Below are 17,519 nucleotides of genomic sequence, written 5' to 3' on the forward strand. Positions count from 1 at the left end.
CCCACCAAATGGCTTTTTATCACGCAAATAATTTGTGGTGATCTACACTGACGCTCTGTTGCATTATTCGCCTGAAATCATAATATTCAGGCGTTTTTCCGCTATCTATAACAAAAAATATCAACTTTTCTCGATTTGCTCTCAGCCCTTATATCACGGGAAATTCCGGCAATTTGCTCGCATCAATATTCATGCCACATTTGCCCTCAGGGGTTGCCTCAGATTCTCAGTATGTTAGGGTAGAAAAAAGTGACTATTTCCATTGGGTAATATATCGACATAAACAAATAACAGGAATCCTTCTATTGCATGGCAATTAAATTAGAAATTAAAAATCTTTATAAAATATTTGGTGAGCATCCACAGCGAGCTTTCAAATATATCGAACAAGGACTTTCAAAAGAACAAATTCTGGAAAAAACTGGGCTATCGCTTGGCGTAAAAGACGCCAGTCTGGCCATTGAAGAAGGCGAGATATTTGTCATCATGGGATTATCCGGTTCGGGTAAATCCACAATGGTACGCCTTCTCAATCGCCTGATTGAACCCACCCGCGGGCAAGTACTGATTGACGGCGTTGATATTGCCAAAATATCCGACGCCGAACTCCGCGAGGTGCGCAGAAAAAAGATTGCGATGGTCTTCCAGTCCTTTGCCTTAATGCCGCATATGACCGTGCTGGACAATACCGCGTTCGGTATGGAATTGGCCGGAATTAATGCCGAGGAACGCCGGGAAAAAGCCATTGATGCACTGCGTCAGGTCGGGCTGGAAAATTACGCCCACAGCTACCCGGACGAACTCTCGGGCGGGATGCGTCAACGTGTAGGATTAGCCCGCGCATTAGCGATTAATCCGGATATTTTATTAATGGATGAAGCCTTCTCGGCGCTCGACCCATTAATTCGCACCGAGATGCAGGATGAACTGGTAAAATTACAGGCGAAACATCAGCGCACCATTGTCTTTATTTCTCACGATCTCGATGAAGCTATGCGTATTGGCGACCGAATTGCCATTATGCAAAATGGTGAAGTCGTTCAGGTCGGTACACCGGATGAAATTCTTAATAATCCGGCGAATGATTATGTCCGTACCTTCTTCCGTGGTGTCGATATTAGCCAGGTGTTCAGCGCAAAAGATATTGCCCGTCGTTCACCGAACGGCTTAATTCGCAAAACGCCAGGCTTCGGCCCGCGTTCAGCATTGAAATTATTGCAGGATGAAGATCGCGAATATGGCTACGTCATCGAACGCGGTAATAAGTTTGTCGGCGCCGTGTCTATCGATTCGCTTAAAGCCGCGTTAACGCAGCAGCAAGGTCTTGATGCAGCACTAATTGATGCGCCGTTAGCGGTCGATGCGCAAACGCCTCTTAGCGAGTTGCTCTCTCATGTCGGACAGGCGCCCTGTGCGGTGCCAGTCGTCGATGAGGACCAACAGTATGTCGGCATCATTTCGAAAGGAATGCTGCTGCGAGCTTTAGATCGCGAGGGGGTAAACAATGGCTGATCAAAATAATCCGTGGGATACCACGCCAGCGGCGGACAGCGCCGCACAATCCGCAGACGCCTGGGGTACACCAGCAACTGCACCGACTGACGGTGGCGGCGCTGACTGGCTGACCAGTGCGCCTGCGCCAAATGTCGAACATTTTAATATTCTCGATCCGTTCCATAAGACGCTGATCCCGCTCGACAGTTGGGTGACCGAAGGGATCGACTGGGTCGTTACCCATTTCCGCCCTGTCTTCCAGGGCGTGCGCGTTCCGGTGGATTACATCCTCAACGGTTTCCAGCAACTGCTGCTGGGTATGCCCGCGCCTGTGGCGATTATCATTTTTGCCCTGATAGCCTGGCAGATTTCTGGGGTAGGAATGGGCGTTGCGACGCTGGTTTCGCTGATTGCCATCGGCGCGATTGGCGCATGGTCGCAGGCAATGGTTACTCTGGCACTGGTGTTAACCGCCCTGCTGTTCTGTATCGTCATCGGCCTGCCGCTGGGGATCTGGCTGGCAAGAAGCCCGCGAGCAGCGAAAATTATTCGTCCGCTGCTTGATGCCATGCAGACCACGCCTGCGTTTGTCTATCTGGTGCCCATCGTCATGCTGTTTGGTATCGGCAACGTGCCGGGCGTAGTGGTGACTATCATCTTTGCTCTGCCGCCGATTATCCGCCTGACTATTCTGGGAATTAACCAGGTTCCGGCAGATCTGATTGAAGCCTCGCGTTCATTCGGTGCCAGCCCGCGCCAGATGCTGTTCAAAGTTCAGTTACCGCTGGCGATGCCGACCATTATGGCGGGCGTCAACCAGACGCTGATGCTGGCTCTTTCTATGGTGGTCATCGCCTCGATGATTGCCGTCGGTGGGCTGGGTCAGATGGTACTGCGCGGTATCGGTCGTCTGGACATGGGGCTTGCCACCGTCGGCGGCGTCGGGATTGTGATCCTCGCCATTATCCTCGATCGCCTGACTCAGGCCGTTGGGCGCGACTCACGCAGTCGCGGCAACCGTCGCTGGTACACCACTGGCCCTGTCGGTCTGCTGACCCGCCCATTCATTAAGTAACTCTGCACTTGCCCGGTGACGCCGGGCATTACCACCCTGCCAAAAAAAGGAATAACAATGCGACATAGCGTACTTTTTGCGACAGCGTTTGCCACGCTTATCTCTACACAAACTTTTGCTGCCGACCTGCCGGGCAAAGGCATCACCGTTAATCCGGTTCAGAGCACCATCACTGAAGAAACCTTCCAGACGCTGCTGGTCAGCCGTGCGCTGGAGAAATTAGGTTATACCGTCAACACACCTAGCGAAGTGGATTACAACGTTGGCTATACCTCGCTTGCATCTGGCGATGCGACCTTTACCGCCGTGAACTGGACGCCGCTGCATGACAACATGTATGAAGCTGCCGGTGGCGATAAGAAATTTTATCGCGAAGGGGTATTTGTTAACGGCGCGGCACAAGGTTACCTGATCGATAAGAAAACTGCCGACCAGTACAAAATCACCAACATCGCGCAACTGAAAGATCCGAAGATCGCCAAACTGTTCGATACCAACGGCGATGGCAAAGCGGATTTAACCGGCTGTAATCCTGGCTGGGGCTGCGAAGGTGCCATTAATCACCAGCTTGCTGCGTATGGACTGACCAGTACCGTGACGCATAATCAGGGGAACTACGCGGCGATGATGGCTGATACCATCAGTCGTTTCAAAGAGGGTAAGCCGGTGTTTTACTACACCTGGACGCCGTACTGGGTGAGTAACGAACTGAAGCCAGGTAAAGATGTCGTCTGGTTGCAGGTGCCGTTCTCCGCACTGCCGGGCGATAAAAACGCCGATACCAAACTGCCGAATGGCGCGAATTACGGCTTCCCGGTCAGCACCATGCATATCGTTGCCAACAAAGCCTGGGCTGAGAAAAACCCGGCGGCAGCCAAACTGTTTGCCATTATGCAGTTACCGGTGGCAGACATTAACGCCCAGAACGCCATTATGCATGACGGCAAAGCCTCAGAAGGCGATATTCAGGGCCACGTTGATGGCTGGATCAAAGCCCACCAGCAGCAGTTCGATGGCTGGGTGAATGAGGCGCTGGCAGCGCAGAAGTAATTTTTATTCGGGCGGATAAGGCGTTTTCGCCGTATCCGTCATTCTGTTCACAAAGCCTGATGTGACGCTGACGCGTCTTATCATGCCTACAAACCACACTCATTCCGTAGGGCGGATAAGGCGTTTTCGCCGCATCCGCCATTCTGTGCACAATGCCTGATGCGACGCTGGCGCGTCTTATCATGCCTACAAACCACACCGCACATTTCAACAATCCATCTTTTCCCCGCTATTCATAAACATCCGCTATTATTGATTTCCAGCTTAATCATCACCTGACAAACAAAATAATGACTAAACCCAATCATGAGCTTAGTCCGGCGCTGATCGTGCTAATGTCGATCGCCACCGGTCTGGCGGTCGCCAGCAACTATTACGCACAGCCATTGCTCGACACCATCGCGCGTAACTTTTCCCTTTCCGCCAGTTCGGCGGGCTTTATTGTCACCGCCGCTCAGTTGGGCTATGCCGCTGGTCTGCTGTTTCTTGTTCCTCTGGGTGACATGTTTGAACGCCGCAGCCTGATTGTCACTATGACCTTACTGGCAGCCGGTGGCATGTTAATCACTGCCAGCAGTCAGTCGCTGGCGATGATGATCCTCGGTACAGCATTAACCGGTTTATTCTCGGTCGTAGCGCAAATTCTGGTTCCGCTGGCGGCGACGCTGGCTTCACCGGACAAACGCGGCAAAGTGGTTGGCACTATTATGAGCGGCCTGCTGCTGGGGATATTACTCGCACGGACCGTTGCCGGACTGCTGGCGAATCTCGGCGGCTGGCGCACCGTCTTTTGGGTCGCTTCGGTGTTAATGGCACTGATGGCGCTGGCGTTATGGCGCGGCCTGCCGCAGATGAAATCAGATACCCACCTCAACTACCCACAGTTGTTAGGTTCCGTTTTCAGCATGTTTATCAGTGATAAAATTCTGCGTACCCGCGCCGTACTGGGCTGCCTGACCTTTGCCAACTTCAGCATTCTCTGGACATCAATGGCCTTTTTGCTCGCTGCACCACCTTTTAACTACAGCGATGGCGTAATTGGTCTGTTTGGACTTGCAGGAGCTGCCGGGGCGTTGGGCGCTCGTCCGGCGGGCGGTTTTGCCGATAAGGGCAAATCACATCTCACAACAACGTTTGGTCTGCTGCTGTTGTTACTTTCATGGCTGGCTATCTGGTTTGGCCACGCTTCCGTACTGGCGCTAATTATCGGCATTCTGGTACTGGATCTCACCGTGCAGGGCGTGCATATCACCAATCAAACCGTGATTTATCGTATTCATCCTGATGCGCGTAATCGCCTGACCGCAGGTTACATGACCAGCTACTTTATTGGCGGTGCTGCTGGTTCGCTGATCTCAGCATCCGCCTGGCAACATGCCGGTTGGACTGGCGTTTGCCTGGCAGGTGCGTCACTTGCCCTGTTGAATTTACTGGTCTGGTGGCGAGGTTTTCATCGTCAGGAAGCCGCAAATTAAGCAATCAGCAACCGTTTTCGTGGCTTTACACTTATAAGGGTGTTAAGAATCCCATCAGTCTGATAAGGTTAAGATATTCATTCTGTCTATTAATAATCTTAGCAATCGTTAAGCGTACACTCTATGGTAAGCCCTACTCCACTGCCTGCTTCTTATTCGGCGACCTTCATGGAAGGCTGCAAAGACAGTTTACCGATTGTTATTAGTTATATTCCGGTGGCCTTTGCATTTGGTCTGAATGCGACCCGTCTGGGATTCACTCCCCTGGAAAGCGTTTTTTTCTCCTGCATTATTTATGCAGGAGCGAGCCAGTTTGTCATCACCGCAATGCTGGCAGCTGGCAGTAGCTTGTGGGTAGCAGCATTGACCGTTATGGCAATGGATGTTCGCCATGTACTGTATGGTCCATCGTTGCGTAGCCGCATTGTTCAACGCCTGCAAAAATCGAAAACCGCACTGTGGGCGTTTGGCCTGACGGACGAAGTTTTTGCCGCAGCAACGGCAAAACTGGTACGTAATAATCGCCGCTGGAGCGAGAACTGGATGATCGGCATTGCCTTCAGTTCATGGTCATCGTGGGTATTTGGTACGGTAATAGGGGCATTTTCGGGCAGCGGTTTGCTGCAAGGTTATCCAGCCGTTGAAGCAGCGTTAGGCTTTATGCTGCCGGCACTCTTTATGAGTTTTCTGCTCGCCTCTTTCCAGCGCAAACAATCTCTTTGCGTTACCGCAGCGTTAGTTGGTGCCCTTGCAGGCGTAACGCTATTTTCCATTCCCGTCGCCATTCTGGCAGGCATTGTCTTTGGCTGCCTCACTGCGTTAATTCAGTCATTCTGGCAAGGAGCACCTGATGAGCTATGAGGTTCTGCTGCTTGGATTACTGGTTGGCGCGGCGAATTACTGCTTCCGCTATTTACCCCTACGCCTGCGGGTGGGTAATGCCCGCCCAACCAAGCGTGGCGCAGTGGGTATTTTGCTCGACACCATTGGCATCGCCTCGATTTGCGCTCTGCTGGTTGTCTCTACCGCACCAGAAGTGATGCACGATTCACGCCGTTTCGTACCCACACTGGTCGGTTTTGCGGTACTGGGAGCCAGTTTCTATAAAACACGCAGCATCATTATTCCCACTCTTTTGAGTGCGCTGGTCTACGGGCTGACGTGGAAAGTGATGGCGATTATATAGCCCACAAGAATCATTTTTCTAAAACAATACATTTACTTTATTTGTCACTGTCGTTACTATATCGGCTGAAATTAATGAGGTCATACCCAAATGGATAGTTCGTTTACGCCCATTGAACAAATGCTAAAATTTCGCGCCAGCCGCCACGAAGATTTTCCTTATCAGGAGATCCTTCTGACCCGTCTTTGTATGCATATGCAAAGCAAGCTGCTGGAGAACCGCAATAAAATGCTGAAGGCTCAGGGGATTAACGAGACGTTGTTTATGGCGTTGATTACGCTGGAGTCTCAGGAAAACCACAGCATTCAGCCTTCTGAATTAAGTTGTGCTCTTGGATCATCCCGTACCAATGCGACGCGTATTGCCGATGAACTGGAAAAACGTGGCTGGATCGAACGTCGTGAAAGCGATAACGATCGCCGCTGCCTGCATCTGCAATTAACGGAAAAAGGTCACGAGTTTTTGCGCGAGGTTTTACCGCCGCAGCATAACTGCCTGCATCAACTCTGGTCCGCACTCAGCACTAGCGAAAAAGATCAGCTAGAGCAAATCACCCGCAAATTGCTCTCCCGTCTCGATCAGATGGAACAAGACGGTGCTGTTCTCGAAGCGATGAGCTAACGCGTCATCTCGCTCAAAAATCCAGACTTATAAAAGAAAAACTGACCGGCCAGCATCGTAACGTGCTGGCCTTTTTGGCAAGCAGGTCGGCTCAGCCGATGAGTTAAGAAGATCGTGGAGAATACTATGAGCGCAAATGCGGAGACACAAAGCCCGCAGCAACCGGTAAAGAAGAGTGGCAAACGTAAGCGTCTGCTCCTCCTTCTTACCTTGCTCTTTATTATTATTGCCGTAGCGATAGGGATTTATTGGTTTTTGGTACTGCGTCATTTCGAAGAAACTGATGACGCATACGTGGCAGGAAATCAGATTCAAATTATGTCTCAGGTGTCAGGCAGTGTGACGAAAGTCTGGGCCGATAACACCGATTTTGTAAAAGAAGGCGATGTGCTGGTCACTCTCGACCCGACGGATGCTCGCCAGGCGTTTGAAAAAGCTAAAACTGCGCTGGCTTCCAGCGTTCGTCAAACCCACCAACTGATGATTAACAGCAAACAGTTGCAGGCAAATATTGAGGTGCAGAAAATCGCCCTCGCCAAAGCTCAGAGTGACTACAACCGCCGCGTGCCGCTGGGCAATGCCAACCTGATTGGCCGCGAAGAGCTGCAACACGCCCGCGACGCCGTCACCAGCGCCCAAGCGCAACTGGATGTCGCTATTCAACAATACAATGCTAATCAGGCGATGATTCTGGGAACTAAACTGGAAGATCAGCCTGCCGTGCAACAGGCCGCTACTGAAGTGCGTAACGCCTGGCTGGCGCTGGAACGTACCCGTATTGTCAGCCCGATGACTGGTTATGTCTCCCGCCGTGCCGTGCAACCGGGTGCGCAAATTAGCCCAACGACGCCGCTGATGGCGGTCGTTCCGGCCACTAATATGTGGGTAGATGCCAACTTTAAAGAAACACAGATTGCCAATATGCGTATCGGTCAGCCGGTCACTATCACCACGGATATTTACGGCGATGACGTGAAATACACCGGTAAAGTGCTTGGTCTGGATATGGGTACGGGTAGCGCGTTCTCACTGCTTCCGGCGCAAAATGCTACCGGTAACTGGATCAAAGTCGTTCAGCGTCTGCCCGTTCGTATTGAACTGGACCAAAAACAGCTGGAGCAATATCCGCTACGCATCGGTTTATCCACGCTGGTGAGCGTCAATACCACTAACCGTGACGGTCAGGTACTGGCAAACAAAGTACGTTCTACGCCGGTTGCGGTAAGCACCGCGCGTGAAATCAGCCTGGCACCTGTCAATAAACTGATCGACGACATCGTAAAAGCTAACGCTGGCTAATCCAGAGGTGCGTGTGATGCAACAGCAAAAACCGCTGGAAGGCGCGCAACTGGTCATTATGACGATTGCGCTGTCACTGGCGACATTCATGCAGGTGCTGGACTCCACCATTGCTAACGTGGCGATCCCCACTATCGCCGGGAACCTGGGCTCATCACTCAGTCAGGGAACGTGGGTGATCACTTCTTTCGGGGTGGCAAATGCCATCTCGATCCCTCTTACCGGCTGGCTGGCAAAGCGCTTCGGGGAAGTGAAACTGTTCCTCTGGTCGACCATCGCCTTCGCCATTGCTTCGTGGGCGTGTGGTGTTTCCAGCAGTCTGAATATGCTGATCTTCTTCCGCGTGATTCAGGGGATTGTCGCCGGGCCATTGATCCCCCTTTCACAAAGTCTGTTACTGAATAACTATCCACCCGCCAAACGTTCTATCGCGCTGGCCTTGTGGTCGATGACGGTGATTGTCGCGCCTATCTGCGGGCCAATCCTCGGCGGTTATATCAGCGATAATTATCACTGGGGCTGGATATTCTTCATCAACGTACCGATTGGCGTAGCGGTGGTATTGATGACACTGCAAACCCTACGCGGGCGCGAAACCCGTACCGAGCGGCGGCGGATTGATGCCGTGGGGCTGGCGCTGCTGGTGATTGGTATCGGCAGCCTGCAGATTATGCTCGACCGGGGTAAAGAGCTGGACTGGTTCTCATCACAGGAAATTATCATCCTCACCGTGGTAGCGGTGGTGGCTATCAGCTTCCTGATTGTCTGGGAGCTGACCGACGATAACCCGATAGTCGATCTCTCACTGTTTAAGTCGCGCAACTTCACTATTGGCTGCTTATGTATCAGCCTCGCCTATATGCTCTACTTCGGTGCTATTGTTCTGCTGCCGCAGTTGTTGCAGGAAGTCTACGGCTACACGGCAACCTGGGCAGGGCTCGCGTCTGCGCCGGTAGGGATTATTCCGGTGATCCTGTCGCCGATTATCGGTCGCTTTGCGCATAAACTGGATATGCGGCGGCTGGTAACCTTCAGTTTTATTATGTATGCCGTTTGCTTCTACTGGCGTGCTTATACCTTTGAACCAGGTATGGATTTTGGCGCGTCGGCCTGGCCGCAGTTTATCCAGGGCTTCGCAGTGGCCTGCTTCTTTATGCCGCTGACCACCATTACGCTGTCTGGTTTGCCACCGGAACGACTGGCGGCGGCGTCGAGTCTCTCTAACTTTACGCGAACGTTGGCGGGGTCTATCGGTACGTCCATAACGACGACTATGTGGACCAACCGGGAGTCGCTGCACCATGCGCAGTTGACCGAATCAGTGAACCCGTATAACCCGAACGCCCAGGCGATGTACAGTCAACTGGAAGGGCTGGGGATGACGCAACAGCAGGCATCTGGCTGGATTGCCCAGCAGATCACCAATCAGGGGCTGATTATTTCCGCCAATGAGATCTTCTGGATGTCAGCCGGGATATTCCTCGTCTTGCTGGGGCTGGTGTGGTTTGCGAAACCGCCATTTGGCGCAGGTGGCGGCGGAGGCGGCGCGCACTGATGTTGTTCAAGGGAGCTGCGGCTCCCTTTTGGTTTGCTCATTCTGTAAACATTTTTTTATCCACTCAATCGGTGTATCTTTTCGCCGCCCCAAGCTCTTCCATTCACCATTAACCGGTTCTGAGCATTCGTTCAGGTTGTTAATCCTCTTTTCTTTCGCCCTCGCTTTCGCGGGGGATACTCGCACTTTTCTTTTAACCCCCAATGAACAAAGTTCTCCTGATTTTGTTCCCTGGGAGGCCGAACATTACCCGCCAGTTGCGTAGCCAGCTTATCGGTGTGTTTACGGATTACGGTGCGAGAGTCAGGATTCTCTATCTGAAAGTGCCGTGGTCACAATGGAAGCAGCAAAATGCCAGACGCGAGTATGCCGTTCCAGAAGCGGTGGTATGCGGATGGCCTCAAGACTGGAAATTCCTCAACCTGATGAAGCGCATAGTGTGGAGTATCGAGTGACTGACAGGTAAAAAAACCAGGTATAAGTTCACCTGCCCGATAAGTTTATCTTATTAGGCAGGTTTACATTGCCTGAGAGAATAATACTTTTGCATTTTTCTTAATGAGAAAATGTTTAATCTTATTATTTGCGTCCATGTAATCCATGTCTGGCAATCATATTCGTATTGTTTTTTTGATAATAATCCTGGTGTTTATTATGCCTAAGAAGATGTGTAAACAATAAACATGCAATTAATTACTGTTATTAATCCAACAAAATTCCGAAAGAATATCTTGCTGATTTTCCTTGTTTTTCCTTTGCTTATTTTTTATACCTTAAGACAATTAAAGATTTCCACTAAGGAAAATTATGCACCTTATTTTCACCCTAACGCCTAAACCATCAAAACTAATCAATATTAAATTAACCATAAATTAAACTGGTTTATAATTATTGGCCTCACACACTACTCTTCATTTGACAGAACAGTAACCTGATTCAGCAGTCCTAAGAATTTAAGTTTTTACTGTGAATTCGTTATTTATCTAAAAATAAATCATAAGGATGAAGAGGAACTTTATGAATATCAGGAAGCATCCCTTAACAGCACTGGCAATAGCTATTCAGACTGTGTTATCAATGCCAGTTTCTCTGGCATGGACACCACCCACAACCATCAACAGTGATGTTACCATCAACAATAATGATGTTGTAACGCTATCCTCATCCGAAAATAATTCATCAGCCTGGGATCAATTTCATTATCTTAATGTTGGTTCAAAAAGCGAAGGAACATTGAATATAGACGGGCGGGATCTGTCTACGGCTAAAATCGTAATCGGTAATGCGACATCAGGGACAATAAAACTAGAAAATAACACTCATCTGACGCTTAGTCATGCATCGCCTAATGAACGCGATGTTTATTTAGGCACTAACGGTGGTTCAGGAACCTTAATGGTGCTTAGTGGCAGTACTATTACCGATTTAAATGAATTCAGAATCGGTGAATTTAATTACCAGGCTCAAGGGCAAGTCATTATTGACGGTGCGGGTTCTTCCGTTGCCGCAAGATATGTGATGGTCGGCGATCAGGGGACGGGTAAACTCGAAATAACTCATGGCGGTCGTCTTACAGCATCAAAAGATGTGCTCATTGGCTTCACTGGAAGCTCAGGTGATTTTCGCGGAACGGGATACGGTGAAACGCTGGTTGATGGCGACAATTCTTCATTAACAGTGAATGAATTTATTAGCCTTGGGGGATTGGATCCATCGCAGAACGAGGCAAAAGGTATTCTTACCGTGAGTAATAATGCCACGGTCAGCACTAATCAATATATCTGGCTTGGGATGACAGACACCAGTAGCGGTATTCTAAACATAGGTGGGGCTGTGGGGGAAGCCGAGCAGAAAGCGGGAATCATCAAGACACCAGCTATCCATATGGGAAGCGATGTCGGGGATAGTACTGCCCAAATTAATTTCAACCATTCCAGCGAAGATTTTATCCTGGCTGCAGATATCGTTGGCAAAGGCGAGGTTAACCAGGTAGGTTCAGGGGTCACTACATTGACTGGCGCAAATACCTACTCTGGCCAAACGAATATTAGTAAAGGCACCCTACGCGCCGGTATCAACGATACCTTCAGCCCAAACTCCGATTATGTTGTCGACAGTGGCGGAAACATCGATTTAGATGGTTTTTCACAAACCTTAAATGCGCTGGATTTGGCAGGTACGGCGATGCTGTCCTCCTCAAAAAATGGCAACAGTTTGACGCCAGCTACACTCACCATTAATGGTGATTACACTGCCAATAACGGTTTGTTAGTTATGCGTACCGAACTCGGCGATGATAATTCCGCGACCGATAAATTAATTGTAAAAGGCAACACGTCTGGTCATACCCGTGTGAGTGTTCACAATGCCGGTGGTCAAGGGGCCAGTACACTCGAAGGTATCCGCATTATTGAAATAACTGGCGCATCAGAGGGGACGTTTAGTAAAGAAGGTCGTATTGTTGCCGGTCCCTATGACTACAACGTGGTAAAAAGCGACAACCAGAACTGGTTTTTAACCAGTGAAATTCCCGCAGGACCGTATACCCCACCGGAACTGCCTGTAATCCCGGAACCAGATCCTGAGCCACCTGTAACACCAGAACCCCCTGTAACGCCAGAACCGCCTGTAACACCGGAGCCGCCTGTTACGCCATCTGTTCCACAACCAGAACGAAAACATCTGTATCGCCCGGAGATTGGCAGCTATGTAGCGAATATTCAGGCAGCAAATACGCTGTTTAATACCCGACTGCATGACCGTCTGGGAGAAACACAGTACACCGACCTGCTGACCGGCGAGCAGAAAGTGACCAGCCTGTGGATGCGTAACATTGGCGGGCATAATCGCTTTAAGGATCGCTCGGATGAACTGAACACCCAGAGCAACCGTTATGTTCTGCAACTTGGCGGCGATCTGGCGCAATGGAGCAGTAACGCACTCGATCGCTGGCATCTTGGCCTGATGGCAGGCTATGCCAACAGCAAGAGCCACACACATTCCAACCTGACCGGGTACAACTCACGTGGGCAAATCGACGGCTACAGTGTGGGTGTGTACGGCACCTGGTACGCTAACGAAGCAGATAAAACAGGGACTTATGTTGATAGCTGGTTGCTCTATAACTGGTTTGATAACACTGTCTCCGGCGAGTATCTTCCCAGTGAAAAATATCACTCTGACGGTATCACCGCCGCCATTGAAGCGGGTTATACCTTCCGTCTTGGTGAAAGCGCAGATGCCCGCACCAGCTACTGGTTGCAGCCCAAAATGCAACTGACGTGGATGGATGTGAAAGCAGACAATCATACTGAAGACAATGGCACTCTGGTTGAGGACAGCACCGAAGGCAACCTGTAAACGCGTCTGGGGGTGAAAGCGTATCTGCAGGGTCATAATGCTATTGATGATAAGAAAGACCGCTCCTTCCAGCCATTCGTGGAAGCCAACTGGATTTATAACTCCCGCAATTACAGCGTGAAGATGGATAGCATCAGCGATGAGATCATCGGCACGCGCAATATTGGCGAGTTAAAAGTCGGGGTGGAAGGTCAGCTTACCCCGCGTCTGCAACTGTGGGGCAACGTCGCCCAGCAGCTGGGTGACAACGGTTACAGCGATACCCAGGGAATGCTGGGCATGAAATATCTCTTCTAATGTAAATTTGCCACCTGTCGTTGCACAGGTGGCATTCTCCGGATGCACAATCGTTGTGATCCTGCTCCTAGATGTGCAGCTCCTGCAATTTCTCTTTCGGCAGCGCCAGTTCTTCATTGCTGTTGATGCGCACGTCGCGTTCCAGAATGCTACGCGCAATATCCTGTGCTTCCTGCAAAGAGTGCATCTGGTAAGTACCGCACTGATAGACGTTCAGTTCCGGGATCTGATTCTGATCCTGCACTTTCAGCACATCTTCCATTGCCGCTTTCCAGGCATCAGCGACACGCTGCTCATCAGGCGTACCAATCAGACTCATATAAAAACCAGTGCGGCAGCCCATTGGTGAGATATCGATAATCTCTACGCCATTACCGTTAAGATGGTTACGCATAAAACCAGCAAACAGGTGCTCCAGAGTATGGATCCCTCTTTCTGGCATAACTTCTTTGTTCGGCACGCAGAAGCGAAGATCGAACACGGTAATTGCGTCGCCATGCGGGGTGTTCATTGTTTTCGCCACCCGAACTGCAGGCGCTTCCATCCGGGTATGATCGACTGTGAAGCTATCTAACAACGGCATTTAGCCACCTCCGGTAAATTTTTTTAAAATATTCTGAACTCTTTGTTCCCAGGCGAGTCTGAGTATATGAAAGACGCGCATTTGTTATCATCATCCCTGAATTCAGAGATGAAATTTTGGCCACTCACGAGTGGCCTTTTTCTTTTCTGTCAGCTGTGCTTTTCCAGCCACACCGTAAACGGCTCGGTATCTGCGGCTTCCATTTCCTGCTGGCGGCGTTTAGACGCTTCGCGCTCGGCAATAAAATCGTCTTCACGCAGAATTTCCAGCGGCTCTTCACGCAACAAATTGCGATAAGCCTCACCAAACGCTTTGCCAGTTCCGCCAATACCAGTATCAATCATAGACCGTAAGATACGGGCGGAGAAAGTCAGATCGGGATTATCAAAGCAGGCTACCAGTTCATCACACACTTTCTGGTACGCTTCGCCGCCGTTAATGCTATCCAGCGTTTGCGCGACGCGTTTTAGATCGTGGAACAGATCTTTCCCCACCTGTGGTAACGGGAACTGCGCGGTTTCGCAGCCGATACCCAGCGTCAGGCCCGGTTTGCGACCTTCGAGAATCACACGGTTCCAGTTAACGCGTGTACAGGCAAGCTCGCTACTGCTCATTTCTGGCGCGTCAGCTAACGCACACCAGACCATAAACAGGTCGAGGAAACGCACCTGCTGTTCATCTACACCAATCGGCGAGAACGGGTTGATGTCCAGCGAACGCACTTCAATATATTCAATGCCGCCACGTAACAGCGCATCAGAAGGCGACTCTCCGCTGCGAGTTACGCGTTTCGGACGAATCGGCGCATACAGTTCGTTTTCAATCTGCAGCACATTGCTGTTGATTTGCAGCCGCTTGCCATCTTTCTCAATGCCAATCTTCGCGTACTCTTCCGACGGCGTTTTGATAGCCTGCTTGAGCCCCGCGACGTACTCGTAGAGATCGTTGAAGGTGATACCGAGATTGCTTTGCGATTTATTGGTATAGCCTAGATCACTCAAACGAAGAGAGGTCGCATACGGCAGGTAATACATACCGCACTCGGTTTTCTCAAACGGCAGCGAAGTTGGTTTACCTTGCAGGAATGAAGAGCATATTGCCGGAGACGCGCCAAACAGATAAGGAATGACCCAACCGAAGCGATAGTAGTTGCGAATAACGCGGAAATAACCCGCAGAGATTTTCTCTTTAGCATCAGAGCCCGAAATATCACCACACTTCGCTTGCCAGAATGCCATAGGCAAAGAGAAGTTGTAATGCACGCCGGAGATGGTTTGCATCAGCGCACCGTAGCGATTTTTCAGCCCTTCACGGTACAGCGTTTTAAAGCGCCCGGTATTGGAAGTGCCATACTGCGCCAGTTCGATGTCCTGACCTTCCGCGATGTAACATGGCATACTTAAAGGCCACATCCGCTCATCGCCCATATTGCGCGCCGTATAGCGATGCAGGTCGCGCATAAAAGTCAGCATATGTTCAATATCACCATCCACTGGTGTAATAAACTCCAGCAATGCTTCCGCAAAATCGGTGGTTATCCATTTATGCGTCAGTGCGGAACCTAATGCTTCAGGATGACCTGTTGTTGCCAGTGTGCCATCAGCATTAACACGCAAAGTTTCGCGCTCCAGCCCACGCTGTATCCCCTTTAACGCCTGAGGATGTTTTTCCAGCCAGGCCAGCGCCTGTGATACGTCCGGGATCAAATTGACCTCCCGCCTGTCAAAATCGTTTTATTTAGCATAACTGTAATGGTGGCCATGTGTGCAGGCCTACAATTAGTGCCACCACATCATGCCCTGAACGGTAGCTACTGCAATCGCAACATAGCGTAACGCTTTACCAAGGCACAAAAAAAAGATTACCGGTCCCCACGAGATGCGCATCCATCCCGCTAACAGACACAGTAAATCGCCAACCACGGGCATCCAGCTTAATAATAGTGTGATTGCACCATATCGTTTCAGCCAGCCGATGGCTTTCTCTTGCCAGCGCGATGTTTTGCGCAGTGGAAAGAAACGCCCAAGGATAACGTTAGTTAGCCCTCCAAGGCTATTACCCATTGTTGCTGTTAACACTAAAACCCAGGGATGACTTACCCCGGAAAGCAACATTGCAACCAGGACGACTTCGGAATTACCGGGTAATAGTGTAGCGCTGAGGAAACTACTGGCAAACAACGAGAAAAGCGATAAAGCTTCACTCACAGCAAGCGAACATCCACAGCGTCCATACCTGCAGCGCGAGCAGCCTGAATACCGAAATCAGCATCTTCAAAGACCACACACTGTGTTGGTTGCACGCCCATACGCTGCGCACACAACAAAAATGTGTCTGGCGCAGGTTTATGATGTTTGACGTGATCGGCGGCAACGACCGCATCAAAATAACGGCGTAAGCCCAGGTGCGCCAGCAATGCTTCAGCGATGGCACTTTCACTCCCCGTACCGACAGCCATTGGTCGACGTCCATGCCAGCTTTTCACCACCTCGACAAGAGGAAGCGGCTCGACGCTATCCAGCAGCATGCTTCTTACTGCTTCTGTTTTTTCACGCGCCAACGCATGCGGGTCGAGATCGGCCTGATTCAGCTCAATAATCGCCTGGGCTATACGCCACGTGGGCGAGCCATTAAGCGCAATCATCGCCTGAACATCGTACTGAAGACCGTAGCGTCCTAATACTTCACGCCACGCTTTACGGTGCGTAGGTTCGGTATCCAGGATCGTGCCATCCATATCAAAAATTAAACCTGCATAACGCTCGTACATGGTCTTCTCGCAAGTCGAAAAATATGACGCTACTTTAGCGTAATTGCTTGATTTTGTCGCTGATGGCGAAGGGGAAGATTATTCAGGATATGGATAAAATAGTTATTTAGAAATGAGATGTTTTTTGCGGGAAATTTTTTGGAGAATATGGTGCATCCGGGAGGATGACTCACTGACGTTCGCCCTTCGGGCCGTTGCTAAAGCAACGTTATCCTCCCTGGTGCTTGCGTCAATTTTGCAGACCATGAAGATTATCAATCGCGGATAATACGGAGAATATGGTGCATCCGGGAGGATTCGAACCTCCGACCGCTCGGTTCGTAGCCGAGTACTCTATCCAGCTGAGCTACGGATGCATCGGGAAATTTATTTTACTGCTGATATTGATACCGCTACGAAAGCCATATCAAGTAAGAGATGGTGCATCCGGGAGGATGACTCGCCTTGCGGCTCGCCCTTCGGGCCGTTGCTAAAGCAACGTTATCCTCCCTGGTGCTTGCGGTTAGTACCGCCACCTCTTCGACACCTTCATCGCTGAAGATTACGGAGAATATGGTGCATCCGGGAGGATTCGAACCTCCGACCGCTCGGTTCGTAGCCGAGTACTCTATCCAGCTGAGCTACGGATGCATCGGGAAACTTACTTTACTGCAGATTTTTTGATACCGCTACTAAAGCCGTATCAAGTAAGAGATGGTGCATCCGGGAGGATTCGAACCTCCGACCGCTCGGTTCGTAGCCGAGTACTCTATCC

The 17,519-nt window shown here is 50.4% G+C and carries 13 protein-coding genes, 2 tRNA genes and 2 pseudogenes; 11 read left to right on the top strand and 6 right to left on the bottom strand.

Annotated elements, in window-relative coordinates; genetic code table 11:
• The first annotated feature begins 309 nt into the window (after positions 1-309).
• The 11 genes and pseudogenes from proV (at position 310) to A9180_RS17945 (ending at position 13,412) form a co-directional block, all read left to right on the top strand.
• A complete protein-coding gene (gene proV, locus A9180_RS17890) occupies positions 310-1,512 on the top strand; it encodes a glycine betaine/L-proline ABC transporter ATP-binding protein ProV (RefSeq protein WP_000985481.1) in 1,203 nt (400 codons plus the stop codon).
• Positions 1,505-2,569: a glycine betaine/L-proline ABC transporter permease ProW gene (gene proW, locus A9180_RS17895; protein ID WP_064529924.1), complete on the top strand. Its 1,065-nt coding sequence runs from the start codon at positions 1,505-1,507 to the stop codon at positions 2,567-2,569. Before proV ends, proW begins: the two co-directional genes overlap by 8 nt.
• A 57-nt stretch (positions 2,570-2,626) precedes the next feature.
• Positions 2,627-3,619, top strand: coding sequence for a glycine betaine/L-proline ABC transporter substrate-binding protein ProX (gene proX / locus A9180_RS17900; protein WP_064529925.1), 993 nt, complete (start codon positions 2,627-2,629; stop codon positions 3,617-3,619).
• A 290-nt stretch (positions 3,620-3,909) separates the two neighbouring features.
• Positions 3,910-5,094, top strand: coding sequence for an MFS transporter (locus tag A9180_RS17905; protein WP_064529926.1), 1,185 nt, complete (start codon positions 3,910-3,912; stop codon positions 5,092-5,094).
• 123 nt (positions 5,095-5,217) lie between these two features.
• Complete coding sequence (ygaZ, locus tag A9180_RS17910; protein ID WP_064529927.1) at positions 5,218-5,955, top strand: L-valine exporter subunit YgaZ; 738 nt, start codon at positions 5,218-5,220, stop codon at positions 5,953-5,955.
• Entirely contained in the window at positions 5,945-6,280 is a 336-nt protein-coding gene (gene ygaH, locus A9180_RS17915; protein WP_064529928.1) for an L-valine transporter subunit YgaH, read from the top strand. Before ygaZ ends, ygaH begins: the two co-directional genes overlap by 11 nt.
• Positions 6,281-6,370: 90 nt before the next feature.
• Positions 6,371-6,901 carry a multidrug efflux transporter EmrAB transcriptional repressor EmrR gene (gene emrR, locus A9180_RS17920; protein ID WP_064529929.1) on the top strand — a complete coding sequence of 177 codons (531 nt, stop codon included), beginning with the start codon at positions 6,371-6,373 and terminating at the stop codon, positions 6,899-6,901.
• Positions 6,902-7,027: 126 nt separating this feature from the next.
• On the top strand, positions 7,028-8,200 hold the full coding sequence (gene emrA / locus A9180_RS17925) for a multidrug efflux MFS transporter periplasmic adaptor subunit EmrA (protein ID WP_064529930.1): 1,173 nt from the start codon (positions 7,028-7,030) through the stop codon (positions 8,198-8,200).
• Between the two features lie 16 nt (positions 8,201-8,216).
• A complete protein-coding gene (emrB, locus tag A9180_RS17930) occupies positions 8,217-9,755 on the top strand; it encodes a multidrug efflux MFS transporter permease subunit EmrB (RefSeq protein WP_064529931.1) in 1,539 nt (512 codons plus the stop codon).
• 242 nt (positions 9,756-9,997) lie between these two features.
• Positions 9,998-10,221, top strand: a pseudogene (locus A9180_RS17940) (AAA family ATPase); the annotation flags it as partial.
• 551 nt (positions 10,222-10,772) lie between these two features.
• A pseudogene (locus A9180_RS17945) lies at positions 10,773-13,412 on the top strand (autotransporter outer membrane beta-barrel domain-containing protein).
• 67 nt (positions 13,413-13,479) lie between these two features.
• Here the strand turns inward: A9180_RS17945 and luxS are convergent.
• The 6 genes from luxS to A9180_RS17980 all read right to left on the bottom strand — a co-directional run bounded on the left by luxS (position 13,480) and on the right by A9180_RS17980 (position 17,395).
• Positions 13,480-13,995, bottom strand: coding sequence for an S-ribosylhomocysteine lyase (gene luxS / locus A9180_RS17955; RefSeq protein ID WP_001130211.1), 516 nt, complete (start codon positions 13,993-13,995; stop codon positions 13,480-13,482).
• A 149-nt stretch (positions 13,996-14,144) separates the two neighbouring features.
• The gene (gene gshA / locus A9180_RS17960) at positions 14,145-15,701 is read right to left on the bottom strand and encodes a glutamate--cysteine ligase (protein WP_064529935.1); all 1,557 of its coding nucleotides are present in this window, start codon (positions 15,699-15,701) and stop codon (positions 14,145-14,147) included.
• 72 nt (positions 15,702-15,773) lie between these two features.
• Positions 15,774-16,202, bottom strand: coding sequence for a YqaA family protein (locus A9180_RS17965; RefSeq protein WP_064529936.1), 429 nt, complete (start codon positions 16,200-16,202; stop codon positions 15,774-15,776).
• Positions 16,199-16,765 carry a fructose-1-phosphate/6-phosphogluconate phosphatase gene (gene yqaB / locus A9180_RS17970; RefSeq protein ID WP_064529937.1) on the bottom strand — a complete coding sequence of 189 codons (567 nt, stop codon included), beginning with the start codon at positions 16,763-16,765 and terminating at the stop codon, positions 16,199-16,201. The genes A9180_RS17965 and yqaB overlap by 4 nt, the downstream gene beginning before the upstream one ends.
• 279 nt (positions 16,766-17,044) lie before the next feature.
• Positions 17,045-17,121: transfer RNA gene (locus A9180_RS17975), tRNA-Arg, on the bottom strand.
• Between the two features lie 197 nt (positions 17,122-17,318).
• A tRNA-Arg gene (locus A9180_RS17980) sits at positions 17,319-17,395 on the bottom strand.
• Positions 17,396-17,519 lie beyond the last annotated feature (124 nt).

The organism is Escherichia sp. B1147 (genome assembly GCF_001660175.1).
Lineage (GTDB): Bacteria > Pseudomonadota > Gammaproteobacteria > Enterobacterales > Enterobacteriaceae > Escherichia > Escherichia whittamii.

Excerpts from the sequence above, each read along its gene's own strand:
- A9180_RS17905 (WP_064529926.1), top strand. The coding sequence starts at position 3,910 with ATGACTAAACCCAATCATGAGCTTAGTCCGGCGCTGATCGTGCTAATG.
- emrB (WP_064529931.1), top strand. The coding sequence starts at position 8,217 with ATGCAACAGCAAAAACCGCTGGAAGGCGCGCAACTGGTCATTATGACG.
- proX (WP_064529925.1), top strand. The coding sequence starts at position 2,627 with ATGCGACATAGCGTACTTTTTGCGACAGCGTTTGCCACGCTTATCTCT.
- ygaZ (WP_064529927.1), top strand. The coding sequence starts at position 5,218 with ATGGTAAGCCCTACTCCACTGCCTGCTTCTTATTCGGCGACCTTCATG.
- ygaH (WP_064529928.1), top strand. The coding sequence starts at position 5,945 with ATGAGCTATGAGGTTCTGCTGCTTGGATTACTGGTTGGCGCGGCGAAT.
- proV (WP_000985481.1), top strand. The coding sequence starts at position 310 with ATGGCAATTAAATTAGAAATTAAAAATCTTTATAAAATATTTGGTGAG.
- proW (WP_064529924.1), top strand. The coding sequence starts at position 1,505 with ATGGCTGATCAAAATAATCCGTGGGATACCACGCCAGCGGCGGACAGC.
- emrR (WP_064529929.1), top strand. The coding sequence starts at position 6,371 with ATGGATAGTTCGTTTACGCCCATTGAACAAATGCTAAAATTTCGCGCC.
- luxS (WP_001130211.1), bottom strand. The coding sequence starts at position 13,995 with ATGCCGTTGTTAGATAGCTTCACAGTCGATCATACCCGGATGGAAGCG.
- yqaB (WP_064529937.1), bottom strand. The coding sequence starts at position 16,765 with ATGTACGAGCGTTATGCAGGTTTAATTTTTGATATGGATGGCACGATC.
- emrA (WP_064529930.1), top strand. The coding sequence starts at position 7,028 with ATGAGCGCAAATGCGGAGACACAAAGCCCGCAGCAACCGGTAAAGAAG.